The organism is Microbacterium sp. JAI119 (assembly GCF_013410135.1).
In the GTDB taxonomy this organism is placed as follows: Bacteria; Actinomycetota; Actinomycetes; order Actinomycetales; family Microbacteriaceae; genus Microbacterium; species Microbacterium oxydans.
Genome location: NZ_JACCCK010000001.1, coordinates 952,894 through 976,502 on the forward strand (window position 1 = coordinate 952,894; position 23,609 = coordinate 976,502).

26 protein-coding genes and 1 tRNA gene are annotated in these 23,609 nt (G+C 68.0%); 10 read left to right on the top strand and 17 right to left on the bottom strand.

Annotated features, from left to right (window positions below; genetic code table 11):
* Nucleotides 1–276 carry a hypothetical protein gene (locus HDC31_RS04695; protein WP_046746551.1) on the bottom strand — a complete coding sequence of 92 codons (276 nt, stop codon included), beginning with the start codon at nt 274–276 and terminating at the stop codon, nt 1–3.
* 118 nt (nt 277–394) lie between these two features.
* Between HDC31_RS04695 and HDC31_RS04700 the strand changes: the two genes are divergently transcribed.
* Both HDC31_RS04700 and HDC31_RS04705 read left to right on the top strand, forming a co-directional pair.
* Complete coding sequence (locus HDC31_RS04700; RefSeq protein WP_045263389.1) at nt 395–775, top strand: cold-shock protein; 381 nt, start codon at nt 395–397, stop codon at nt 773–775.
* Nucleotides 759–1,364: a DUF3027 domain-containing protein gene (locus HDC31_RS04705; RefSeq protein ID WP_113681616.1), complete on the top strand. Its 606-nt coding sequence runs from the start codon at nt 759–761 to the stop codon at nt 1,362–1,364. Before HDC31_RS04700 ends, HDC31_RS04705 begins: the two co-directional genes overlap by 17 nt.
* A gap of 10 nt (nt 1,365–1,374) precedes the next feature.
* Here the strand turns inward: HDC31_RS04705 and serC are convergent, their stop codons facing one another.
* On the bottom strand, nt 1,375–2,487 hold the full coding sequence (gene serC / locus HDC31_RS04710; RefSeq protein WP_046746553.1) for a phosphoserine transaminase: 1,113 nt from the start codon (nt 2,485–2,487) through the stop codon (nt 1,375–1,377).
* 101 nt (nt 2,488–2,588) lie between these two features.
* Between serC and HDC31_RS04715 the strand changes: the two genes are divergently transcribed.
* From HDC31_RS04715 to HDC31_RS04725, 3 genes are all read left to right on the top strand, one after another.
* Nucleotides 2,589–3,290, top strand: coding sequence for a metal-dependent transcriptional regulator (locus HDC31_RS04715; RefSeq protein ID WP_045263392.1), 702 nt, complete (start codon nt 2,589–2,591; stop codon nt 3,288–3,290).
* A gap of 361 nt (nt 3,291–3,651) precedes the next feature.
* Nucleotides 3,652–4,407 carry a M23 family metallopeptidase gene (locus HDC31_RS04720; RefSeq protein WP_046746555.1) on the top strand — a complete coding sequence of 252 codons (756 nt, stop codon included), beginning with the start codon at nt 3,652–3,654 and terminating at the stop codon, nt 4,405–4,407.
* Nucleotides 4,408–4,716: 309 nt separating this feature from the next.
* Nucleotides 4,717–5,214 carry an HNH endonuclease gene (locus HDC31_RS04725; RefSeq protein WP_045263393.1) on the top strand — a complete coding sequence of 166 codons (498 nt, stop codon included), beginning with the start codon at nt 4,717–4,719 and terminating at the stop codon, nt 5,212–5,214.
* Nucleotides 5,215–5,276: 62 nt separating this feature from the next.
* Here HDC31_RS04725 and HDC31_RS04730 read toward each other — a convergent pair.
* The 9 genes from HDC31_RS04730 to idi all read right to left on the bottom strand — a co-directional run bounded on the left by HDC31_RS04730 (nt 5,277) and on the right by idi (nt 13,320).
* Nucleotides 5,277–5,349: transfer RNA gene (locus HDC31_RS04730), tRNA-Arg, on the bottom strand.
* Nucleotides 5,350–5,409: 60 nt separating this feature from the next.
* Nucleotides 5,410–7,596, bottom strand: coding sequence for an MMPL family transporter (locus tag HDC31_RS04735; RefSeq protein WP_113681617.1), 2,187 nt, complete (start codon nt 7,594–7,596; stop codon nt 5,410–5,412).
* Between the two features lie 35 nt (nt 7,597–7,631).
* The gene (locus tag HDC31_RS04740; protein ID WP_058631267.1) at nt 7,632–8,525 is read right to left on the bottom strand and encodes a prenyltransferase; all 894 of its coding nucleotides are present in this window, start codon (nt 8,523–8,525) and stop codon (nt 7,632–7,634) included.
* Nucleotides 8,522–8,866 carry a lycopene cyclase domain-containing protein gene (locus tag HDC31_RS04745; RefSeq protein WP_046749810.1) on the bottom strand — a complete coding sequence of 115 codons (345 nt, stop codon included), beginning with the start codon at nt 8,864–8,866 and terminating at the stop codon, nt 8,522–8,524. Before HDC31_RS04745 ends, HDC31_RS04740 begins: the two co-directional genes overlap by 4 nt.
* Nucleotides 8,866–9,210 (bottom strand): lycopene cyclase domain-containing protein, encoded by a 345-nt coding sequence (locus HDC31_RS04750; RefSeq protein WP_179515856.1) that lies wholly within the window; start codon nt 9,208–9,210, stop codon nt 8,866–8,868. The genes HDC31_RS04745 and HDC31_RS04750 overlap by 1 nt, the downstream gene beginning before the upstream one ends.
* A complete protein-coding gene (gene crtI, locus HDC31_RS04755; protein WP_113681618.1) occupies nt 9,210–10,811 on the bottom strand; it encodes a phytoene desaturase family protein in 1,602 nt (533 codons plus the stop codon). The genes HDC31_RS04750 and crtI overlap by 1 nt, the downstream gene beginning before the upstream one ends.
* The gene (locus HDC31_RS04760; RefSeq protein ID WP_113681619.1) at nt 10,808–11,716 is read right to left on the bottom strand and encodes a squalene/phytoene synthase family protein; all 909 of its coding nucleotides are present in this window, start codon (nt 11,714–11,716) and stop codon (nt 10,808–10,810) included. Before HDC31_RS04760 ends, crtI begins: the two co-directional genes overlap by 4 nt.
* A complete protein-coding gene (locus HDC31_RS04765; protein WP_113681620.1) occupies nt 11,713–12,795 on the bottom strand; it encodes a polyprenyl synthetase family protein in 1,083 nt (360 codons plus the stop codon). The genes HDC31_RS04760 and HDC31_RS04765 overlap by 4 nt, the downstream gene beginning before the upstream one ends.
* A gap of 3 nt (nt 12,796–12,798) precedes the next feature.
* Nucleotides 12,799–13,320, bottom strand: a complete 522-nt coding sequence (gene idi, locus HDC31_RS04770) for an isopentenyl-diphosphate Delta-isomerase (RefSeq protein ID WP_058631261.1) — start codon at nt 13,318–13,320, stop codon at nt 12,799–12,801.
* A gap of 89 nt (nt 13,321–13,409) precedes the next feature.
* Here idi and HDC31_RS04775 point away from each other — a divergent pair, with 89 nt between their 5' ends.
* On the top strand, nt 13,410–14,057 hold the full coding sequence (locus HDC31_RS04775) for a MarR family winged helix-turn-helix transcriptional regulator (RefSeq protein ID WP_113681621.1): 648 nt from the start codon (nt 13,410–13,412) through the stop codon (nt 14,055–14,057).
* A gap of 39 nt (nt 14,058–14,096) precedes the next feature.
* Here HDC31_RS04775 and HDC31_RS04780 read toward each other — a convergent pair whose 3' ends face one another.
* Both HDC31_RS04780 and HDC31_RS20490 read right to left on the bottom strand, forming a co-directional pair.
* Complete coding sequence (locus HDC31_RS04780; RefSeq protein ID WP_058631260.1) at nt 14,097–14,444, bottom strand: Lsr2 family protein; 348 nt, start codon at nt 14,442–14,444, stop codon at nt 14,097–14,099.
* A 96-nt stretch (nt 14,445–14,540) separates the two neighbouring features.
* Nucleotides 14,541–15,398: a LuxR C-terminal-related transcriptional regulator gene (locus HDC31_RS20490; protein ID WP_046749803.1), complete on the bottom strand. Its 858-nt coding sequence runs from the start codon at nt 15,396–15,398 to the stop codon at nt 14,541–14,543.
* Between the two features lie 109 nt (nt 15,399–15,507).
* Between HDC31_RS20490 and HDC31_RS04790 the strand changes: the two genes are divergently transcribed.
* The gene (locus HDC31_RS04790; protein WP_058631259.1) at nt 15,508–15,855 is read left to right on the top strand and encodes a DUF485 domain-containing protein; all 348 of its coding nucleotides are present in this window, start codon (nt 15,508–15,510) and stop codon (nt 15,853–15,855) included.
* Entirely contained in the window at nt 15,852–17,486 is a 1,635-nt protein-coding gene (locus tag HDC31_RS04795) for a cation acetate symporter (protein WP_058631258.1), read from the top strand. Before HDC31_RS04790 ends, HDC31_RS04795 begins: the two co-directional genes overlap by 4 nt.
* A 66-nt stretch (nt 17,487–17,552) precedes the next feature.
* Here HDC31_RS04795 and HDC31_RS04800 read toward each other — a convergent pair whose 3' ends face one another.
* Nucleotides 17,553–18,065, bottom strand: coding sequence for a methylated-DNA--[protein]-cysteine S-methyltransferase (locus tag HDC31_RS04800; RefSeq protein WP_058631257.1), 513 nt, complete (start codon nt 18,063–18,065; stop codon nt 17,553–17,555).
* Nucleotides 18,066–18,293: 228 nt separating this feature from the next.
* Between HDC31_RS04800 and HDC31_RS04805 the strand changes: the two genes are divergently transcribed.
* Nucleotides 18,294–21,962, top strand: a complete 3,669-nt coding sequence (locus HDC31_RS04805; protein WP_179515857.1) for an ATP-binding protein — start codon at nt 18,294–18,296, stop codon at nt 21,960–21,962.
* On the top strand, nt 21,955–22,161 hold the full coding sequence (locus HDC31_RS04810) for a hypothetical protein (protein ID WP_046749798.1): 207 nt from the start codon (nt 21,955–21,957) through the stop codon (nt 22,159–22,161). The genes HDC31_RS04805 and HDC31_RS04810 overlap by 8 nt, the downstream gene beginning before the upstream one ends.
* A gap of 85 nt (nt 22,162–22,246) precedes the next feature.
* Here the strand turns inward: HDC31_RS04810 and mscL are convergent, their stop codons facing one another.
* Genes mscL through HDC31_RS04825 form a run of 3 tightly spaced genes read right to left on the bottom strand, consistent with a single transcriptional unit; the run spans nt 22,247 to nt 23,577 of the window.
* Nucleotides 22,247–22,669, bottom strand: coding sequence for a large conductance mechanosensitive channel protein MscL (mscL, locus tag HDC31_RS04815; RefSeq protein ID WP_113681623.1), 423 nt, complete (start codon nt 22,667–22,669; stop codon nt 22,247–22,249).
* A 24-nt stretch (nt 22,670–22,693) separates the two neighbouring features.
* The gene (locus HDC31_RS04820; RefSeq protein ID WP_046749796.1) at nt 22,694–22,966 is read right to left on the bottom strand and encodes an FmdB family zinc ribbon protein; all 273 of its coding nucleotides are present in this window, start codon (nt 22,964–22,966) and stop codon (nt 22,694–22,696) included.
* Nucleotides 22,967–22,980: 14 nt separating this feature from the next.
* Entirely contained in the window at nt 22,981–23,577 is a 597-nt protein-coding gene (locus HDC31_RS04825; protein ID WP_046749795.1) for a 5-formyltetrahydrofolate cyclo-ligase, read from the bottom strand.
* Between the last annotated feature and the right edge of the window lie 32 nt (nt 23,578–23,609).

The window sequence follows — 23,609 nt, forward strand, 5'->3', positions numbered from 1 at the left end:
TCATGAACGCGAAGACGCGCGGCCCTTCCGGATGAAGCTCATCGTGAGGAGCGCGATGATCATGAGGAAAGCGACGGGCAGGCCCCAGTAGGGGATCGCCGCGACGATCGGCCAGAGGCCCTCGCCGAACGCGGTCTGATCCATCCCGAGCGCGGTCCCGATGATGATCGCGAAGAAACAGACCACCGATGCTGCCGCGATTCCGAGCGCGGTGAACGCCAGGATGCGATCCAGCCGCCGGATGGGAACCTCCGGTTCGGAATTCTTCGTGCTCATCCGCACCAGCCTACTCGCACCGCGGCCTTCGGCTTCGCGCGCGTCGTGACCGGTAGGCTGGGGGCACGCGCATGAGCGCGCCCACTGTTCTGCACGACGATCCCAGCGAGGTTCTCCCATGCCCACCGGCAAGGTCAGGTTCTACGACGAAGACAAGGGTTTCGGCTTCATCGCCAGCGATGACGGCCAGGATGTCTTCCTGCACGCCTCCGCGATGCCGGCCGGCACCGCGGTGAAGGCCGGTGCGCGCGTGGAGTTCGGCGTGGCCGACGGCAAGCGCGGGCTGCAGGCACTGTCGGTGCGCGTGCTCGAGGCGCCTCCGAGCCTCTCCAAGGCCAAGCGCAAGCCGGCCGACGACATGGCGATCATCGTCGAGGACCTCGTGAAGCTCCTCGACGGCATCGGCGGAGACCTCCGCCGCGGTCGCTACCCCTCCTCCGGTCAGGGCCGCAAGATCGCGGCCGTCCTGCGTAAGGTCGCTGATGACCTCGAAGCCTGACGCCGACGCGCGTCTTTTGGACGCCCACGATCTCGCGCTCGCCGCGCTGGCCGAGATCACCCCGGCGTCCACCGTCGGCCCCGCCGCCGGATACCTCGCGGAGGAGGACGGGTCGGTCTCGTTGCGCTTCGAGAACCGGCTCGCCGGCTACCCGGGGTGGTACTGGACGGTGACCGTCGCCCGCGTCGAGGATGAGGAGCCGACGGTGCTCGAGGTCGAGCTCCTTCCCGGCGATGGCGCCCTGCTGGCTCCGGAGTGGGTTCCGTGGGCCGAGCGCCTGGCCGAGTACCGCGCGCACCAGGTCGAGCTCGCTGAAGCGGCCGCGGCTGCCGGCGACGACGTGGTGACGGACGACGGCGGACTCGAGGACGACGAAGACGGCGGGCTCGACGACGACGACCTCGACGACGATGATGACGACGTCGAGGGGGACATCCTCCACGCCGGCGACGTGGACGGTGTGGACATCGACGAACTCGACGAGGGCGCTGTCGACGACGAGTCCGTCGCGTCGGAAGAGGATGAGTCCGAGGACGACGACGCCGACGCCCTCGATGAGGACGCCGGCGAGGTCGACGAGGAGGAGTGACCCCGGGCGCTCAGCCGCCCAGGTTCTCCAGCACGTATTCGATCGACCGGGTCAGCTGACGCACGTCGTCCGGTTCGATCGAGACGAAGGTCGCCACCCGCAGCTGGTTGCGCCCGAGCTTGCGGTACGGCTCCGTGTCGACGATGCCGTTCGCCCGTAGTGCCTTCGCGATCGCTGCCGCGTCGATGCTGTCGTCGAAGTCGATCGTCGCGACCACAGGGGAGCGGTGCGCCGCGTCCGCCACGAACGGCGTGGCGATGGACGAGGCTTCGGCCCAGTCGTAAAGGACGGCGGACGACTCGGACGTGCGCGCCGCCGCCCATGTGAGGCCACCGTTGTCGAGGATCCAGCGAAGCTGGCTGTCGAGCAGGTGCAGGGTGGTGAGCGCCGGGGTGTTCAGCGTCTGGTTCAGCCGCGAGTTGTCGACCGCGTTCTTCAGGCTGAGGAACTCGGGGATGTAACGACCCGAGGCGGCGATGCGCTCGATGCGCTCCACGGCAGCGGGCGAGACGGCGGCGAACCACAGACCGCCGTCGGAGCCCAGGTTCTTCTGCGGCGCGAAGTAGTAGACGTCGGCCTGAGCGGCGTCGAAGTCGATACCGCCGGCGGCGCTCGTCGCGTCGATGACGGTCAGCGCGCCTTCAGCGGCGATGCGTCGGATCGGGGCCGCGACGCCGGTCGAGGTCTCGTTGTGCGGCCAGGCGTAGACGTCGACACCCTCCACGGCCTCTGCAACGGTCAGCGAACCGGGCTCGGCCTTGCGCACATCGGGGGCCTCGAGCCAGGGAGCGCCGGCGGCGGCGGCGAACTTCCCGCCGAACTCGCCGAAGACGAGGTTCTGGCTGCGCTTCTCGATCAGTCCGAAGGCCGCCGCGTCCCAGAAAGCGGTCGAGCCGCCGTTGCCCAGGACGATCTCGTATCCCTCCGGCAGGCGGAACAGAGCCGCGAGCTGCTCGCGGACGCTGCCCACGAGGTTCTTCACGGGTGCCTGACGGTGGGATGTGCCCAGGATCGAGGCTCCCGACGAGAGCAGCGCCTCGAGCTGCGCAGGGCGCACCTTGGAGGGACCGCAGCCGAAGCGGCCGTCGACGGGCAGGAGGTCACGGGGAATCTCGATCGCCATGCGTCGATTCTAGGGGGCGCTCGGCGTGCCGCAGGACTGCTCGCGAGTCCGATGTCGCCGCGGGAATGTAGGCTTGCCTAAGAACCTCGGAGGGCCCGCACATGACCGATCTGATCGACACCACGGAGATGTATCTCCGCACCATCCTCGAACTCGAGGAGGAGAACATCGTTCCGCTGCGCGCGCGCATCTCCGAGCGTCTCGGCCACTCCGGCCCGACGGTCTCGCAGACGGTCGGGCGCATGGAGCGAGACGGTCTCGTGATCGTCTCGGAAGACCGCACACTCGAGCTCACCGACGCCGGTCGGCGCAAGGCGGTCGACGTGATGCGCAAGCACCGTCTCGCCGAGCGCCTGCTCTCCGACGTGATCGGACTCGACTGGGCCTTCGTGCACGAAGAGGCGTGCCGCTGGGAACACGTCATGAGCGAGCAGGTCGAGCGTCGCCTCGTCGAGCTGCTCGGACATCCGACGGAGTCGCCGTACGGCAACCCCATCCCCGGACTCGATCAGCTCGGCGATCTGCCGGCGCGCACCTTCGACGAAGGCGTCATCGGACTCGTCCAGCGCCTGAACGCCGCCGGCGAGCCCGTCGAAGGCACGGTGCGTCGTCTCGCCGAGCCGGCTCAGGTCGACCCTGAGCTGCTCGAGCAGCTGCGCGATGCCGGAGTCGTTCCCGGAGCGCACGGTGACTTCCGTTTCAGCGAGGGCTACGTCCTCATCCAGATGGACGGCAAGGACGATGGACTCGAGCTTCCCGTCGAGCTGGCCTCGCACATCTTCCTGGTCGGCGAACCGGCCTGATCCCGCGAGAATTCGCGGGTGCAATCGGCGTGGAAGGAGAGCGGCGTCGCCCTCTCCGAGAATTGCCAGTTTCCCAGGGTGACATGATCGTTATCTTCCGGTAACCTCGGTCAGGTCGCCAGCGAAGAAGCCCGCTGGAGATGAACCCGCTGAAGATCGCCTTCCAGGCTCGTCGTCTTCACGGCAAGAACGCACAAAGTACCCGAGCTACATTCGTGCCACGAGAGCAGAGTGCCGACGAGCCAGCGCTGACCCGAACAGCGTGAGGGCCCAGGAGGACCAAGTTTTGGCCGCAGACATCGAATCGCCCGCGAAGAAGACATCTGAAGAAGCAGTACCCGCCCGCCGCACCGGCGCGCGAATGAGTGCTCGAAAGGCCGTCAAGCCTCTTCGATCCATCGCCATCTTCGGGGCGGTCGGTGCGCTGGTCGCCGGCATCGCTCTGCCCGCGTTCGCCTCGTCGAAGCCGAGCGAAGCAGCGCCCACGACTCTCCAGCAGCTCGCCGCCGTCGATGCGCAGTCGCTCGTCGTCGCCTCGCAGGCGACTGCTGCTCCGCTCGCGCGCGGCACGTTCAGCGCGACCACGCCCGAGGAGATCGAGAAGAAGAAGGCAGAAGAGGCTGCTGCCGCCCGTGCAGCCGCTGCTGCCGCGACCGCCTCCGCGGCCGGCACCTCCTCCTCGCGCTTCAACACCGCGGGCTACGCGCTCACGTCGCCCGGCTCGGGCGAGGTGCGCTATCCGCTCCCCATGGGATCCTGGAACGTCAGCCGCACGGTCGGCGGTGGCCACAACGGTGCAGACATGCTCGCTCCGGCCGGCACGCCGATCTACGCCGCTGCTGCCGGAGTGGTCCGCGCATCGGCCGAGAGCATCGGCGGCTACGGTGTGGCGGTCATGCTCGACAGCGTGGTCGGTGGACAGCGTCTGCAGACCACCTATGGTCACATGCTCTACGGCTCGCGTCAGGTTCAGGTCGGGCAGTCGGTGTCGGCAGGACAGCTGATCGGCTACGTCGGCAGCACCGGTCGCTCCACCGCGAACCACCTCCACTTCGAGGTCTGGATCAACGGCGGGCTCGTCGAGCCCATGTCGTGGCTGTCGGTCAACGCCGGCTGATTTCCAGACACGCTCCGCTCCATTCACCTCCCGTTTCGCCCTGCACCCAGGGAGATGGGTTAGCCTGATCCCGTTGTCGTACAGGTGGGAGAGGCTGATGGAGCGAATACCGAGCATCCGAACCATGGATGCCCTCGGTCGTCACGTCCTTCTGCATAGCCCGCAGGGATGCCACGGCGCTGCCGTGCGCGAAAGGCGCTGTCTCTAGACGGCGCCTTTTTTCGTCCTCGCGATCGATCTGCCTCCTGCGCGACCTCGTGTGAGTCGAGAGTGCCGGGAAGCCGTCCCGGCGGATCGAGAGGATGACGAATGCGCACACTGGTCCTGAATGCCGGATACGAGCCGCTGGCGATCGTGTCGTTCAAACGCGCCCTGGTGCTCGTGATGAACGACAAAGCCACCGTGATCGAACGCGTCGAGGAAGACCCCGTCTGGGGCTCGCACGGCGTCTACGACCGCCCTGCGGTCATCATCCTGGCGCGCTACGTGCGCGTCCCCACCAGCAGACGCGTGCCCGTCACTCGGCGCGGCGTGCTCCGTCGTGACGATCACCGGTGCGGCTACTGCGGGAAGTCGGCCTCCACGATCGACCACATCCTGCCCCGTTCTCGCGGAGGAGCTGATTCCTGGGAGAACCTCGTCGCGTGCTGCTTGCGGTGCAACAACGTGAAGAGCGATCGTACGCCTCAGGAGATGCGCTGGCAGTTGCGCTTCACCCCTCGACCCCCGCACGGCACCGCCTGGACGGTGCGCGGGACGGAACGCAGCGACCCGCGGTGGGAGCCGTATCTCGCGCTGGCGGCGTGACGAGGGCGGCACGACATGCAGAAGGGGAGCCGTCGCCAGGACGGCTCCCCTTCTGCATGTCGTGCCCGCGACAGGATTCGAACCTGCGACCTGCCCTTTAGGAGAGGGCTGCTCTATCCCCTGAGCTACGAGGGCGTGCATCCAGTCTAAGCGACCGGATGCACGCCGCTGCGTCTCCGTCGTCCCCGCTGTGGTTCAGTCTTCTCCGCGACGCCACAGCTTCGACGGCCACCAGATCGCCTTGCCGATGTCGTAGGTCAGTGCAGGGACCAGCAGGGAGCGCACCACGAACGTGTCGAGGAGCACGCCGAAGGCGACGATGAAGGCGAGCTGCACCAGGAACAGGATCGGGATCACCGACAGCGCGGCGAAGGTGGCCGCGAGCACGAGGCCGGCCGAAGTGATCACCCCACCCGTGATCGAGAGCCCTCGCAGGATGCCCTCCCGCGTCCCGTGCGCCTTCGACTCCTCACGGACTCTGGTCATCAGGAAGATGTTGTAGTCGATGCCGAGCGCCACCAGGAAGACGAATCCGAACAGCGGGACGGCAGGGTCGGCGCCCGGGAACTGGAAGATCCCGTTGAAGACGAGCGCCGAGACTCCCATCGCCGTGCCGAAGGACAGCACCGTGGTGAGGATCAGCAGCACCGGCGCGAGGATCGAGCGCAGCAGCAGCATCAGGATCAGCATGATCACGACGAGGATGACGGGAATGATGAGGTTCCTGTCGTGGATCGATGCGTCGTTGGTGTCGATCGAGGTCGCCGTGACACCGCCGACCAACGCATCCATGGCATCGAGGTCTTCGCGAAGCTCTCGCACGGTCGAGGCCGCGGCCTCGGAATCCGCCGCATCGGTCAGGGTGCCCTGAAGCAGGACATCGCCCTTCACGGTGGTCGGTTCCGGGGCGGGCGTGCCGGGAGGGCCGACGGCCGTGATGCCGTCTTCCGTCACGGGTGCCGAACCACTCGGGGAATCGGCCGCGGTGACCGTGACGCCATCGACGCCGTCGTTGGCGAGGAGCACATCGGCCGCGTCCTGCAGCTGACCCTCCTTCACGACGACGTACACGGGGCTTCCGGATCCGCCGGGGAAGTGCTCACCCAGGGCCACCTGGCCGTCGCGCGCTTCGGACGCGCCGAGCACCAGATCCGACTGCGGTACGCCGTCGGCGTCGAGCTGCGTGATTCCCGCCGCCCCCGCGAGCAGCACGAGCGTCGTCACGATCCAGATGACCCGAGGGCGGCGCTTGATGAGGCCGGCGAGCCGCGCCCACAGGCCCGTGGTGCGCATGCCGTGCTCAGCGGCCACGACCTCGGGTTCGAAGCGTGGGCGCCGCGGCCAGAACACTGCGCGACCGAAGAGCAACAGCAGCGACGGGAGCAGCGTCAGCGCCGAGAGCATCGCGAACACGATGCCGATCGCCGCGACCGGTCCCAGAGTGCTGTTGGATTTGAGGTCGCTGAGCAGCAGGCACAGCAGGCCGGCGATCACGGTGCCGCCTGAGGCGACGATCGGCTCCACCGAGCCCTTCCATGCCGCCATCACCGCGGTGCCCTTGTCCTGAGCGACGCGCAGTTCCTCCCGGAAGCGAGCGACGAACAGCAGGGCGTAGTCGGTGGCGGCGCCGATCACGAGGATGAACAGGATCCCCTGGGTCTGGCCGCTGAGGAGCAGCACCTCGAACTTCGCAAGCCACCAGACGACCAACAGCGCGACGCAGAGCGCGAAGAGGCTGGTGGACAACACGACGAGAGGAAGCAGGAACGACCGGTAGACCAGCACCAGGATCACGAGAACGGCAAGGAGCGCGACACCGAGCAGGAGTCCGTCGATACCGGCGAAACCGGCCACCAGGTCGGCGCTGAAACCGGCGGGTCCCGTGATGTAGACGGTGACCCCCTCCGGCACGGCGGCGCGCAGCTCGTCGCCCAGGGCCGTCGTCACATCCGCGAGCTCGGCGTCGGAGTCGATCGGGATGAACGCCTGCACCGCGCGTCCGTCGTCGGAGGGGAGCGCGGGGGAGACGTCGCCGCCGACGCCCTCGACCGTCGGCGCATCCGCGACGGCGGCGGAGATGGCATCGAGCTCGGCAGAGGTCAGCTCGTCGTCGGCGGTGAACACGGCGATGGCCGGGATCGAGTCGCTGTCGCTGAATTCGCCGAGAAGCTTCTGCACCTGCGTCGCATCCGCCGATTCCGGGAGATACGTCGTCTGCTCGTTGGACGACACCTCGTCGACCTTGCCGAACAGCGGTCCGCCCAGCGACGCGCCCACCAGCCACACGAGGATCAGGGCGACGGGGAGGAAGACGCGCACCCAGGAGTGCCGTCGAGTGCGCTCTCTCGGCGGCGGGGTCTGCGCGGTGTCGGGGCGGGACATCGGGGGTCCTTTCGGGGGTGCTTCGGAACGGGCGGTCAGGAGATCCAGGCGAGGATGAGGATCATCGTCGCGAGGAAGCCGGCGAAGTAGTTGAGGGCGATGAAGCGTCGCCAGGCGCGGTTCGTGGAGGCGGAAGTCGCGTCCGTCACGTTCCACCACGGTGCTGCATTCACCACATAGGGCAACGCGAGGACGGCGGCGAGCGGGCCGGGCCACGGAGTCCACAGCATGGCCGTGCCCGCGATCACCCACAGCGCGAGCGACAGGCGTACGGTCGCCCGTGCACCGATGACCGTGGCGATCGAAGAGATGCCACCCGCCCGGTCGGGGCCGATGTCCTGCACGGCGCCGAAGGCATGGGCGGCCATCCCCCAGAGGAAGAACGCGCCGAGCGTGACGACGGTTCCCGTCGTCGCCGACGCTCCGGCCAGGGCGAGGCCGACGATCGCGGGACTGACGAAATGTGTGCTGGAGGTGACGGAATCGAGGAACGGGCGCTCCTTGAATCGGAGGAACGGCGCGGAGTATGCGATGACCGCGAAGACGCTCACCGCAAGCCAGGCCGTCGAGGCCGGGTTCCCGACGATCACGAGGTAGACGAGGAAGGGGATGTTCGTCGCCGCAGCCGCCCACAGGGTCGCTCGATGGATGCGGGGTGCGAGCAGTGCTCCCTCGATGCCTCCCTTGCGCGGGTTCGCCAGATCGGAGGCGTAGTCGAACACGTCGTTGATCCCGTACATCGCGAGGTTGTAGGGGATGAGGAAGTACAGGGTGCCGAGCACGAGGGTGAGGTCGATGTCGCGCGTGCTCAGGAGGTAGGCGGCCGCGAACGGGAAAGCCGTGTTGATCCAGCTGATCGGACGCGACGACAGCACGATCTGGGCGATGTCCCGTGCGATGCCGTTCGACGGCGCGGTGGCTCCGCTCAACGTCGTTCCTCCTCATCTGTCGGTGTCCGCCCGCGGGACCGCCGAAGGGCGCGCATCGCGGTCCACGCGGCCGGAAGGAGCAGAGCACCTGCGAGCGGGTAGGCGAAGTCCTCGATCGGCGCGAGCCCGACGTGCACTCCGAGCAGCGGATCCTGGGCGTAGTGGAACAGCCCGCTCGCGATCATCACGGTGTCGAACGCGGCGGTGAGGAGGAAGAGCACGAGGATGGTCAGGAGCACGGATGCGGGGCGTGGTCCGCGACCGCGGGACGCGAGCACGAGCGCCGCGCCGGCAACTGCGGAACCGGCGACGAACCAGGCGGAGAGCTGGAGGTAGGTCATCATCGCTCCCTCTGTGCCCTTGTGCGTGCACGGAGTCGGGCGAGCCCACGCGTCGTCCCGGTGTAGATGATCATGGTGCAGACGACGAGGAACAGCAGGAAGACGGGTTCCTCGATGGGCAGCTCGGGAGCGAGCACCAGGCCCGTCGCGATCGCTCCGTCGCCGCGGAAGAAGATCCCGTTCGCGATCCCGGCCACGTCCCACACGAGGAAGAACACGAGGCCGAGGGCCGTCACGACGGCAGCGGAGACCGCGTCGCGCCAGAAGAAGAGCCGGAACCGCCAGTCCAGCAGCAGCATGCAGCCCAGCGACACCAGGAGGGCCGCCAGATACACCGCACCCATCAGGACGCCTCCGTCCCGACGGGGGAGTGTGCGGGAACGGGGAGCGGCCCCGGCGAGTGGTCGCCCCTGATGCGTTTGAGGACGACCTCCGCGCTGATCAGACACATCGGAACCCCCACGCCCGGTGCCGTCGTGGCGCCGGCGTAGAACAGACCCTGCACGCGCTTGGATGCGTTCTGGGCGCGGAACATCGCACTCTGCGAGAGGATGTGGGCCGGGCCCAGCATCCCGCCGCGCCAGGAGTGATAGTCGTCACGGAAGTCCGCGGGCCCTGTCGTCTGCCGCACGACGATCCGCTCCCGCAGGTCGGGGATGCCCGCCCAGGTCGCCACCTGATCGATCGCCGCGTCGGCCGCGCGCTCGACCGCAGGGGATCCGTGTCCGTCGGCCCCACCGTTGCCGAGATCGACGTCGGCGGGCACCGGGATCAGGACGAACAGGTTCTCATGGTCGGCGGGAGCGACGTCGGGGTCGGTCGCGCTCGGCCGGCAGACGTAGATCGATGCCGGGTCCGGCACCGTCGGGGTGGAGCCGAAGATCGCGTCGAAGTTCGCGTCCCAATCGTCGGTGAAGAACAGCGAATGGTGGGGGAGCTCGGGCAGCGCGCCGCGTACGCCCAGCATCACGAGGATCCCGCCGGGTCCGCTGGTACGTCGCGCCCACCACGATTCCGGATAGGTCTGCAGCGAGGCAGGGAGCAGGGCGGTCTCGGTATGGTGCAGATCGGCTGCTGAGACCACCACGTCGGCGCTCTCGACGTGGGAGGCACCGGACTCGTCGAGCCAGCCGACGCCGGTCACGTGCGTGCCGTCGGCACCGTCCTGCGTGCGGATCCCGGTCACCTGCGCCTCGGTCACGATCCGTGCTCCCGCATCGCGTGCGAGTGCCTCGATCCGTTCGACCACGCGCCAGAATCCGCCCTGCGGGTAGCTGACGCCCTGATCGAGGTCGAGCGCACTCATGAGGTGGTACATCGCGGGAGCGCTTCGGGGATCGGTTCCGAGGAACACCGCGGGGTAGCCCAGGATCTGGCGCACGACAGGGTGGTCGAAGCGCCGCGCAGCGTAGGACTGCAGGCGTGTTCCGAGCAGGGCGCCCAGTCGGGGCAGAGCGCGGACCACCTCCGGCGCGAGAAGCGACCGCATGCGCGTGAACGGGTTGTAGAGGAAGTACTTCCGGGCCATCGCTCCGGCATCCTGCGCGGAGTCGAGGTACGCGTCGAGCGCTGCCGTTGAGCCGGGTTCGAGCGCTTCGAACAGCCGTGTGACCTCTTCCCGTCCTGCGGGCACGGTCACCGGTGTCGGGGAGGCATCCACCGCTCCGGGCGCTCGGAACACGCGGTAGCCCGGATCGAGCCTGACCAGGTCGAGCTGCTCGGCGGTCGTGGTGCCCATCATCTCGAAGAAGTGGTCGAAGACCTCCGGCATCAGGTACCACGATGGGCCGGAGTCGAAACGGAACCCGTCGCGTTCGATCGTCCCTGCTCGGCCACCGACACGATCGTTCTTCTCGAGCACGACGACGTCGTGTCCGTCCCGTGCGAGCAGTCCTGCCGTGGCGAGACCGGCAACGCCGGCGCCGATGACGACCACCCGGCTCATCGGTCGCGCTCCAGCGCTGTGACGAGCACGGATCGAGCGGCGAGGACGGCCTTGATCGGATCGGGAACGCGGACCCGGCGCCGGTAGAGGACGTCGACGGGAGTCGTCGACACCCGCCGAGTGAGCGCGGCGAACAACGCCAGGGCACTGCGAACCGCGGCGCGCGCGTCCTTGGGCAGCAGCGGGATCGCGGCGCGCGCGTCGGCCAGCTGCCCGAACACGGTCTCTACCCACGCGTCGCGATCAGCGTCGGTGAGACGCGCGCTCCCGCCGAGGTAACCGCGGTGCAGGCGGTCGGTGTCGTCCGCGAGGTCGCGCAGGAAGTTCACGTTCTGGAAAGCGGCGCCGAGCTGCCGTGCCCCGTGCCGCAGGATCTCCTGTTCCTCCCGTGTCCGCTCGGCGTCTCGGAGGAACACCTGCAGACACATGAGCCCGACGACCTCAGCGGAGCCGTAGACGTAGGCCGCATGGGCGTCGATGTCATACGCGGCGAAACCGGAGTCCGCGTCGATGTCCGCACGCATCGAGTCGAAGAACGGCTGGGTCAGGTCCTCGCCGATCGCGCACTCTCGCGCCGTGCGAGCGAACGCATGCAGGATCAGGTCGCTGCTGTAGCCGCTGCGCATCGACCGATGGGTCTCCGCGATGTACGAATCGAGGGCGGCTGATTGTGCCGTGACGTCAAGGCCGGCCTCCGCAGCCACACCGTCGACGATCTCGTCGGCGATGCGGACCATCGCGTAGATGTTGCGCACGTGCTGCCGATGGCGTTTCCCGAGCAGGCGGCTGGCGAGTCCGAACGACGTCGAGTACGTGCGGATGACATCGGTCGTGGCGATCTCCGCCGTGCGGTTGAAACGTCGGAGTGCGGTCTCATCGCGGTGGCCGGATGGGGTGGTGCTCATCGGCGGCGACTCCCGACTCGGGAAGCGAGGCTCCGAATGGCCTCTGCCGCCGTGGTGGGGACCAGGCCCGCGGATTCCGCGTCGAGAAGCGCGGCATCGGCGGCATCGAGATGCTCCTGCACCAAACCCTCGACGAAGGCCTCGGAGCCGCATGCGCGCAGTCGGTCGCGAGCAGCCGCGGCGTCCGCCGGGCTGAGGTCGGTCCGTCCGAAGTGCAGCTCGATCCCGTCCCATTCGCTCGTCATGCGCGCGTACGCGATGATCGCCGTCTCCTTGCCCTCTCTCAGATCGGAGAAGGGGTCCTTGCCGTGCTCTTCGGGGTCGCCGAACACCGACAGCAGGTCGTCCTGCAGCTGATAGGCGAGTCCGAGGTTCCATCCGATCGCCGTGAGGTGCTCCTCGGCAGCGGTCGACGAACCCGCGAGCACCGCAGCGGCGCGCAGCGGCAGGACGAAGGAGTAGGTCGAGGTCTTGTACGCGCTCGTGGAGAGGATCGTCCGCAGATCGGGAGCGATGATGCCGTCGCTGAGTGCGACGTCGGTGTGCTCCCCCGCCACGGTCTCGAAGATCGTCTCTTCGAGCAGGCCGAGCAGGCGCTCGCGAGACTCTGCGGCGACCTCGGCGCGCGCGAAGCCCAGCACCGCCGACGACAGGAGCAGATCCCCGAGGAGGATCGCGCTCGAGCGCGCCCAGTGCAGGGAGGTCTCGGTCGGTCCTGCGGGGCGGGATGCCGCGAGCGCTCCGATCAGATTGGGTCTTCTGCGCCGCGTGAGGTCACCGTCGATCACGTCGTCGTGGAGGAGGAAGGCGTAGTGGAGAAGCTCGACGTGGGCGGCCACCTCGATCGCGGACTGCGTCTCGGCGATCGTCAGCGGCGCGGGTGCCAGCGCATGCGTGAGATCGAGGAGCAGGCGGGGACGGATCAGCTTTCCCCCGAGAGCGTGTTCCTCGGCGGCCCGCCACAGTGCGACGAACTCGCTCCCGTAACGCTCGGCCGCTGTGCTTCTCTCGGAGAACCGGTGGCGAAGTGCCTCCTCGATCCGGGTGCTCAGCGATTCCTCGGTGGTCGTCGCGCTCATCGGTCACACCTCGCCGCGTTGACGTAACAGGGGCAGCTGCTCGACCAACCACGGACTGAAGGCGAAGGGCGCATGCGCCACGGCCTCGATCAGCGGATCCACGTCGACCCACGTCCACTCGGACACCTCATCGGGATTCGCCGTGGGGTCGGCGTCGAGGACGGCGACGTGCACTGGACAGATCTCGTTCTCGACGATCCCGCTCGCATCGACGGCGCGGTACCGGTAGTCGGGGAGCGCGGTGCGGATGTCCGACACCTGGATGCCGAGTTCCCCGCGACCGTGGCGAAGCACCGCATCGACCATGGCCTCATCCGGTCGCGGGTGGCCGCAGAAGCTGTTGGTCCAGACACCCGGCCACGTCTTCTTCGTGAGCGCCCGGCGGGTGATCAGCAGGCGACCGTCACGGTCGAAGACGTAGCAGGAGAAGGCCAGGTGCAGGGGAGTGTCGCTGGTGTGGACTTCGCTCTTGGGAAGCGTTCCGACAGCCGTCCCGTCTTCGGCGAGGAGGGTCACGTCATCCACGGCATCTCCTTGGCCTCGAGCGTTCCCGATTTAGCTAACTTGGTGAGTAGTCAACTTAGCATGAAACTGTTGGTGTGTAACATGATCGCATGGACTCGGAGCCCGGCACCACCCCGAACGCGGGCGCGCAGGAGTCGTCCCCCGCACCGGGAGCAGGGGTGAGTCCGACGGGCGAGGCGCCGGACGGGCTCATCCACACCGCGATCTACGACGTCGAGGCCAGCGACCCCCGCAGTGTCCTGATCGACCGCACAGGCGTGCCGCCCGAGGAGCTGAAGCAGATCGCGCAGGTCATGGAGTCGTTGGCAGGGCTGCGCGAAGCGGAGCAGACCCTCTCGCAGGCCTCGCGCCGGTACATGCGCCTGAACGAGACCGACATGCGCGCGTTGCACTATCTGATCGTGTGCGCGAATCGAAACCTCGTGGCCACTCCGGGGGGCATCGCCCACCACCTCGGCGTCTCCACCGCGGCGACCACGAAGCTTCTCGACCGCCTCGAGCAGGGAGGGCATATCGCCCGCGCTCCGCACCCGACCGACCGCAGGGCGTTGCAGATATCCATCACCCCGGAGACTCGGCATGCGGCGATGGAGACGGTGGGTCGGCAGCAGGCGAAGCGGTTCTATTCCGCCGCTCGCCTGACGCCGGCCGAAAGGGAAGTCGTGATCCGCTTCCTCACGGATATGACCGAGGAGATCACGCTTCGGGACGAGCCCTGGCTGCAGGAGGGCGCGTAACAATTACCCCGAAGGGGGTGAAGAACGTCTGGAATGACGTCAGTGCGCCGCGTTGTACGCGTCGACGACCTGCGCAGGAATGCGTCCACGCTCGGAGAGCTTGTGGCCATTGTCATTCGCCCATGCGCGGATCGCCGCGACCTCGGGGTTCCGCGCTGGACGCTTGCGTGCGGACGACGTGCGTGAGGCGTTCGAGGACGATCCCGCCTTGCGTCCGGCCGCCACGTAGGGCTCCAGCGCCTTGCGCAATTCATCGGCGTGCGCGGTGTTCAGGTCGATCTCATAAGCGGTGCCGTTGAGCGAGAAATGCACAGTCTCGCCTTCTCCGACCTCCAGAACGCTGCCATCGATGTCGTCGACCAGCTGGTGCACAATTCGTCTCGCCATGGGGGCGACTTTACTCCACTGAGAGAAATGCGACAACTCGAAATGCTCGATCGCATTCATCTCGCAAAGGCCGTGCGATTATTCCATTCCCTTTGATCAGGGAAGAAGCCCGATTCGCCGGGCTCTCGCGACAGCGGCGTGGCGTGTCGACGCATCCAATTTGGACATCGCCGTCCCCAGATATGCCTTGATGGTGCCTTCTCGCAGACCGAGTTGCGACGCGATCTCCGCGTTGGTCGAACCGAGCGCAGCGCATGCGAGCACGTCGGTCTCGCGCGGAGAGAGGTGGATCGCGGGGATCGGCCCCGTGGCCGGCGCCGCACCGTCTCCGGCGAGGGTCAGCAGGCGCCGCTCGACGTGCGCGATCCTGGTGCGGAGATCTTCGTCCTCGACGGAGGCCGCGATGCTGCGGAGTTCCGCGAAGCTCTGCCGCAGTTCCTCGCGTTGCGCCGGGGCGACCACGTCTTCATTGAGGGCGGTCTCCTGGAGTCGCCGTTGCACCTCGTCGCGGATGCGCAGTTCATCGGCGACGGATCGGGCGACCTGCATGGCGGGGGCGGTGGTCACCCCGCCGACTCGCTCCTCGTCCCACCCGCCGGCGTAGAGCACCCCGCGGGAGCGTCCCTGGACGACGATGGGAAGAGCGAGGAGCGTACGCAGACCTTCTCCCAGCACGAAGACGTCGTAGTCGTGGGTGATCTGCTGGGACGACCCGTAGTCACTCGTCATGCGGGGGCGGAGCTCCATCATCGCGCGACCGCCGAGGCCGCGTTCCGGACGCACGCGAAGACCGTCCAGCGAACGCGTGCGAGCGCCGACGATGCTGGTGACGCTCACCACGCCTTCTTCGATGAGGCCGCCGAAAGCGACAGGGAAGCGTGTGCGCCGTGCAAGCTCCCGCACCGCGTTCGCGACGAGATCCGCCTCGGATTCGCGGGCGACGGGTGAGTTCACGACTACCTACTTTCGGGGGTGACGACGCAATGCCCCGTTTCGTAGCGTCGACCCTACCATTCGCGCGAGGTGGCTCGTGCGAGCACCGGACATGTGGCAAGGAGGCCCCATGAGCGACCAGACGAACACGGATCCGAACGGTGAGATCGACTACACAGCGGTCGAACGATCCCCGAGATTCCTGACCTTGAAACGCACGCAGAGATCGTTCATCTTCCCGATGGCGGCCTTCTTCCTCCTTTGGTACTTCGTCTACGTCCTCCTGGCCGCCTTCGCTCCGGATTTCATGGGACAGCGGGTGTGGGGTGACATCACGATCGGCCTCCTCTTCGGCCTCGGCCAGTTCGTCACCACCTTCGCGATCACGATGGCCTACGTCTCTTTCGCGAATCGCAAGCTCGATCCGCTCGCGGCGCAGATCCGCGAGGAACTCGAGGAAGCGCAGAGCGCGGCATGAGCGGCGTGCGCACGGCAGCACCCGCTGCCCTCGAGATCAATCCGGTCTTCAACATCTCGATCTTCCTGGCGTTCGTGGCGGTGACGCTGTTCATCGTGATCAGAGCGAGTCGCAACAACAAGACCGCGGCCGACTACTACGCCGCCGGCCGCTCGTTCACCGGTCCGCAGAACGGGTTCGCTATCGCGGGCGACTACCTGTCCGCCGCATCATTCCTCGGGATCTGCGGTGCGATCGCGATCAACGGGTACGACGGATTCCTCTACTCCATCGGCTTCCTCGTGGCGTGGCTCGTGGCCCTGCTCCTGGTCGCCGAGCTGATGCGGAACACCGGCAAGTTCACCATGGCGGACGTGCTCTCGTTCCGCCTGCAGCAGCGGCCTGTGCGGATGGCGGCCGCCATCACGACGCTCGCCGTGTGCTTCTTCTACCTGCTGGCGCAGATGGCGGGTGCCGGCGGTCTGGTGTCCCTGCTGCTCGGCATCGACGGTCGGGTCGGTCAGTCGGTCGTGATCGCGGTCGTCGGCATCCTCATGATCGTCTACGTGCTGATCGGCGGCATGAAGGGAACGACCTGGGTGCAGATCGTCAAGGCCTTCCTCCTCATCGGCGGTGCCCTCGGGATGACCGTGTGGGTGCTCGCGATCAACGGGTTCAGTCTGAACACGCTGCTCGAGGCCGCGGTGGCGAACTCGGACAAGGGTGACGCGATCCTGGCGCCCGGTCTGCAGTACGGAGCAAATCCGTGGGACTTCCTCTCTCTCGGTCTGGCGCTCGTGCTGGGCACCGCGGGATTGCCGCACGTCCTGATGCGCTTCTACACGGTTCCGACCGCCAAGGAGGCCCGTCGCTCGGTCGTCTGGGCCATCTGGCTCATCGGCGGGTTCTACCTGCTCACGCTCGTGCTCGGGTACGGTGCCGGCGCCCTGGTCGGAGCGGACGTGATAGCCGCGGCCCCGGGGGGTGTGAACTCCGCGGCCCCGCTGCTGGCTCTCCAACTCGGCGGACCGGTGCTGCTCGGCTTCATCTCGGCTGTGGCATTCGCGACGATCCTCGCGGTCGTCGCGGGACTCACGATCACCGCTGCCGCGTCGTTCGCGCACGACATCTACGCGAACGTCATCCAGAAGGGGCGCAAGGACTCGGAGGGCAAGCCGATCGAAGCCGACCCCAACGGAGAGGTGCGCGTCGCCCGACGTACGGTCATCGTGATCGGCATCCTGGCGATCGTCGGCGGGATCGGCGCGCAGGGGCAGAACATCGCGTTCCTGGTGGCGCTGGCTTTCGCCGTGGCCGCGTCGGCGAATCTGCCCACCATCCTGTACTCGCTGTTCTGGCGCCGATTCACCACTCGCGGGGCCGTGTGGAGCATGTACGGCGGGCTCGGGTCGGCGATTGTCCTCATCGTCCTCTCGCCGGTGTTCTCGGGAACCCCGACATCGATGATCCCGGGGATCGACATCGCCGTGTGGCCGCTGAACAACCCGGGCATCGTCTCGATCCCGTTGGGCTTCCTGCTCGGCTGGCTGGGCACGATCACCAGCAGCCGCAAGGAGTCTCCCCGGTTGGCCGCGGAGATGGAGGTGCGATCGCTCACCGGATTCGGCGCGGAGAAGGCCACGGAGCACTGAGCCTGAGCCTGAAGTCGTGGGCCCCGCGGCCTACTCGCCGGGTCCACGACACCGCCTGCCGACGGCTCAGCTCGTCTCGAGGTCGAGCAGGAACTTCTTGCGCTCAGGGTGCGCGCCGTATTGGCCCGCGCTGCCGTCCGACCGCACGACGCGGTGCACCGGGACGATGATCGAGAACGGTGTGATGCGACACGCTGTGCCGACGGCGCGCGCGGCGCCGGGGTGTCCGGCGAGGACCGCGACCTCTCCGTAGCTCATCGTCTCGCCCCACTCGATGTCGCAGATCGTCCGCAGAGCGGTCAGAGCGAACCCGTCGACGAGTCGCCAGTCGAGGCGGATGTGCTCGTCGAAGCGCACCTGCTCGCCGTCGAAGTAGTCGGCGAGCAGATGAGCGAGCTCGTCGGCGGCGCCGGGGTCGGGCTCCGGCACGGATCTCAGCTGGCGCGACACGCCTTCGAGCAGCCAGGGCACGCGCGGGTCTTCGGATTCGGAGAGATCGAACCGCACGATGCCCTCGTCGGAGAACACCGCGAGAGCATCGCCGAAGGGGGTCGGTGCGAAGTCGTAGCGGAAGGTCATGCCCCCATCCTGACCGCTGGACGGGACACCGCACGCCGCTGTTGCCGCTCCGGGTGGAGAACCTCGTCGGCGCGGACGCCGGGCAGGAGAAGTGGACGGTGCATCGCATCGCGGAAATTCGGCGGAAACCCGCCCGGGATACCCCGCGTCGGCATGTCGCGCGCCTAGGGTGTCATTGTGTGGCGACGTGAAGGAAAGTCTGCGGACGACACAGCGGTGGATCCTGCTGTGTCGATCAGCGACCTGCACGGGTCCACTGCCGTCATCGACATCGCGCACGCAGCGGAGTCGGAGCGCACGCGTCTGAGAGCGGAGGCCGCGGATCTCGGCGGCCCCTCGCCACTAGTGAGCTTCCGCGACAGCCCCGAGTCGGGTATCGACATCTCCAAGGCGCACCCCGGCAGCCTGCCGCAGTTCATCACCGGCAAGTCGACGCTGCTCTCGAACCTCTTCCGCGATGAGGTCGGTCTGCGCACAGCGAGACTCGCCGCGGAGCGCATCACAGCAAAGAACACCGAGCTGCGCACCGTCCGCGGCATCGAGGCCGTGCACCTCGCCGTCGGCGTCGCCCGGTGGCGCATCGGGGGAGCGGGGTTCGCCGCACCTGTGCTGTTGCGTCCGCTGGCGATCCGCCGCCACCACTCCGACTTCGAGCTGAAGCTGCAGGGCACCTTCGAGGTGAATCCCGAACTCGTGCGGATCGCCCGCGATCACTTCGGTCTCACGATCGACGCGACAGCTCTCGCAGCCCTCGCCTACGACGGCGGGATCTTCAAGCCGCAGCCGGTGATCGACAGCCTGCGCGCGATCACGCGATCGATCGACACCTTCTCGGTCGAGCCGCGCCTGGTCGTCTCGACGTTCGCCGACGTGTCCGGGGTGATGTCCCGCGACGGCGGCAGTCTCGACCATCAGGTGCTGAACGCCCTCGCCGGACACGTGGGCGACCGCGAGCGCGTGACCGCCCCACGGGCGATCCCGCACCACATCGGGCCGGACGACCGCGCTCCTGCGTCCGACAATCTCCTCCTCGACGCCGACGCCGAGCAGGAAGCTGTGCTCGCGCGCATCGCCGCGGGGCACTCCCTGACCGTCGCGACGCTTCCGGGGACCGGCGGCACGCAGACCGTGATCAACGCGCTCGGCGAACTCGTGCGCGGAGGCAAGCGCGTCCTCGTCGTGTCCGCGCGTCGCTCGACCCTCGACGGCGTCCGCCATCGTCTCGCCGGGATCGGACTGGACAGCCTCGCGGTCTCGCCGGCGAACGTGCGGCGCGATCTGGTCAGGGCCATCGGGCGCAACGAGAAGGCCACGGCGCCGAAGGTCGGCGAAGTCGACGATGCTCTCGTGCGGCTGCGGACCGTCCTGCGCGACTACCGTCAGGCGCTCAGCGCGCCGATCGCCGGGTTGGGCGCCTCGGTCCTCGACGCCACCCGCCAGCTGACGCGCTTGGCGTCGCTCCCTGTTCCACCGTCGACCACCGCGCGTCTCGGACCCGATGCGCTTCGTCGCCTCGCCGCCGACCGCAGCGAGGCTGCCGAGGCCCTCGCACAGGCCGCCCGTCTCGGCGAATTCCGCTTCGGCCCGAACGACTCGCCCTGGTACGGGGTCACCTTCTCCAGCACCGAAGCCGCACGAGCGGCGCACGAGCTCGCCGGGCGACTGCACTCGCAGAGCGTGCCCACCCTGCTCGAGCGCGGCTACGAGCTGATCGCGCAGACGCACATGCGTCCGTTCGCGACCATCGACGAGCTCGGCGAGTACCTGCGGCTGCTGCAGGGGATCCGCGATTCGCTCGACCGATTCAGCCCCACGGTCTTCGAACGTCCTCTGGGTGAGCTCATCCAGGCGCACGGTTCGCGCCGCGACGCTCCCGGCCTGTCCGGGGCGAACAGGCGGAGGCTCCGTCGGCTCGCCAAGGAGTATGTCCGCCCGGGAGTGCATGTCACCGAGATGCATGAGGCTCTCCTGCGGATCCAGGCGCAGCGCACCCAATGGCAGCGCTTCGTCGACGCCGGCGTCGCGCCGGAGATCCCGCTCGGTCTCGCCGACGTCCACGCGGCCTGGCAGCGTGTGGAAGCCGAGCTCGCCGAACTCGACACCGCCCTCGGACGCCGTGAGCCGTTGGCATCGCTGCCCGTGGCCCGGCTCGTTCGCACCCTCGCCGGCCTCGCTGCCAAATCCGACGTCTTCGAGAACCTGGTCGAGCGCGCCCAGCTGCGTGACCGACTCGCCCTCCTCGGGTTGGAGCCGCTTCTCACCGAGCTCTCCGTCCGCCACGTCTCGGAGTCCCAGGTGGGGGAGGAGCTCGAGTTCGCCTGGTGGCAGTCCCTCCTCGAGCGCGCCCTGCAGGACAACCGCGCCCTCCTCGGAGCGAACACCGCGGTCGTCGATCGGCTCGAGCGCGATTTCCGCCTGGTCGATGAGGCGCATGCCGCCATGGCCGGACCGCTGCTCGCATGGCAGCTGGCCAATCAGTGGCGCATCGCGATCGTCGACGAGCCCCAGCAGTCGCAGCACCTGCGTCAGGCGCTGACGCAATCCGCGACGACCACCGCGCAGGTGGTCAGCGCTGCGCCCACCCTCGTCGACGTGCTCGCGCCGGCCTGGATCTCCTCGCCGTACCTGGTGCCCGAGATCCCCGACTCGGTCGAGTTCGACACCGTGATCCTCGTCGATGCCGCAGCGATCAACCTCGCAGAAGCGGCCCCGGCGATCCGTCGTGCGCGCCAGATCGTCGCGTTCGGCGATCCGGTCACGCAGCGCCCCACCCCGTTCCGCATCGCGGTCGATCCGGAGGAGTCGTGGGAGCCCGAGGTGCCCTTCGACGACGTCTCGGCCTTCGAGCGCCTGTCCGAGCTCCTGCCCGTGATGACCCTCACCCGCAGCTACCGGGCGGGTGGCGAGGACCTCGCGGAGCTCATCAACGATGCCTTCTACGGGGGCGAGATCGTCTCCCTTCCCTGGGCGGGCTCGTACCTCGGTCGTGGCAGCCTGACGGTCGACTACGTCGAGGGCGGTACGGGAACGCCCGATCCGATCTCGGGTGCGGTCGAGAGCCCGGATGCCGAGGTCGCCAGGGTCGTGACCCTCGTGGTCGAGCACGCGGTGCACCGCCCGTCGGAATCCCTCATGGTGGTCACCGCGAGCGCCCGCCACGCCGAGCGCGTGCGCGCCGCCATCACTTCGGCGTTCGCCGGGCGATCCGATGTCGCCGACTTCGTCGGCCGAGACACGGTCGAACCGTTCGCGGTGCTGACGCTCGAGGAGTCGGTCGCCGAGAGCCGCGATCGTGTGATCTTCTCGCTCGGCTTCGGTCTCACCAAGCACGGTCGCGTCCTGAGCGACTTCGGCGACCTCTCCACACCGGACGGCGAGCGACTGCTCACGGTCGGGATGACGAGAGCGCGCCGTTCGATGGTCCTCGTCTCGTCGATCCGTCCCTCCTCGTTCGACGATGGGCGCCTGGAGCACGGGGCGGCGACCTTGATGTCGATCCTCGGCGGCCTGGCCGCCCGGAGCCGGGATGCGCGGCTGGAGGATCTCGCCGACCCGCTGACCCTGGCGCTTGCCCGCGAACTGCGGCGCCTCGGCGCCTCGGTGGACGTCGACTACCGCGGACTGCTCCCGCTGGTCGCGCAGCACGGCGGCAAGGCCGTCGTGATCGAGTCGGATCCCGAGACGCGAGGCGAGTCCCTGCGCGAGACCCTGCGTCTGCGCCCGCACGTGCTGCGTCGCCTGGGCTGGCACTACGTGCGCGTGCACGCGTTCGACCTCTACAGCGACCCCGTGACCGTGGCGACCCGGATCGCCGCGGTGCTCGGCATCTCGGATTCCGCCCCGCGCGCGGAGAACGATACGCAGCCGATCGACACGCTCGACACCCAGAATGACTGAGCACCCGGGGCCCGCGGACCCGCGCCAGCACGTGGAACGCATCGCCGGATCTCGTCGTGCGCGTCTCACTCCGGTGCCGGGGAGCGACCCGGAACCGGAATCGGGGCCAGCGGAGACGCCGCCGGCGCGGAACCGGCCGAAGGGTGCCAAGGGGCCGAACGACGACCAGCTGCTCCAGGACGTCCCGCCGCACTACTGACTGTGCGGCTCCTACCTCAGCCGGGAACGGAGAGACGCACGGTCCCTCCGAAGAGGGACCGTGCGTCTCGAGTGGTTCCAGCCGGTCAGGCTCCGCGCTGTGCCTTGAGCAGATCGCGGATCTCGACGAGCAGCTCGGACTCCGTCGCCGCGGCCGGCTCCTCCTCCGGCTCCTCCGCGGGCGTGCCCTTGCGGGCCTCGACATGAGCTTTGAACGTGTTCATCGGAAGCACGAACACGAAGTACACGACGACGGCGACGGCGAGGAAGCTGATGATCGCCGAGATCAGGTCGCCGATCGGGAAGGTCACCGTCTCGCCGTAGATGTTCGGAACCTGGATCCCGAACTTTCCGGCGGCGTCCGCCTTGAGGAAGAGCGCGATGAGCGGGTTGATGATGCTGTTGACGACGGCCGTGACGATCGCGGTGAACGCCGTGCCGATGACGACCGCGACGGCCAGATCGATGACGTTGCCCCGGAGCAGGAAGTCCTTGAAACCTTTGAGCATGGGATCCCCCAACAGATCGATACCTCAGGAAGAGGCCGGAGTCGACGCAGCCGCCGGTTTGGCGCTCGTCGTCGATTCCGTCTTCGATGATGCCGAACCATCCTTCGATCCACCGGATTTGGCGCGCGAGTCCGTGCGATAGAAACCGGAGCCGTTGAAGGTCACACCGATCGAGCCGTACTGCTTGCGCAGCGCGCCACCGCACTCGGGGCACACGGTGAGAGCGTCGTCGGCGAAGCTCTGCACGGCGTCGAAGGTGTGACCGCACGCGGTGCAGGCATAGGCGTAGGTGGGCATGGGGGTCCTTGGGATCAGCGTCGCCGAGGCGACAGGGTGAGGGTCTGCGACGGGGTAACGACGCCGTTCACCGGCTGGTCGTGGACCTCTCGCGGAAGTTCGTCGAGTACCTCGGAATCATAGATGACCGCGTAGACGGGAGGGCACTTCTCCATCGAGCCGATCGTCTTGTCGAAGTACCCGCGCCCCCAGCCCATGCGCATGCCGGAACGGTCGACCGCCGCGGCAGGGACGATCATCAGGTCGACGTCGTTCACGGCGATAGGGCCCAGCACCTCGCCCGTGGGCTCCGGCAGGCCGAAGAGGCCCTCGGCGACCTCGTCATCGTCCGTGGCGACAGCCCAGTCCAGCAGTCCGTCGGCGCGGGTGACGGGGAGGAGCACGCGGATGCCGCGGCGCACGGCCCTGGTCACGAAGTCACGGGTGCCCGGCTCCGTCGTGGTGGAGAGGAAGCAGGAGATGGATCGGGCGCCCAGTTCGTCGACGAGGGCATCGAGGCGTTCGCCGATGGCCGTGGCCGCCGTCTCGCGTTGTGTGTCGGAGAGGAGCTGGCGTCGTTCGCGGAGCTCGGCGCGGAGTGCGCGCTTGGCGTGTTCGACGTCGTTCGACATGGCTCCGAGTCTACGTCGACGCTCACCACTAG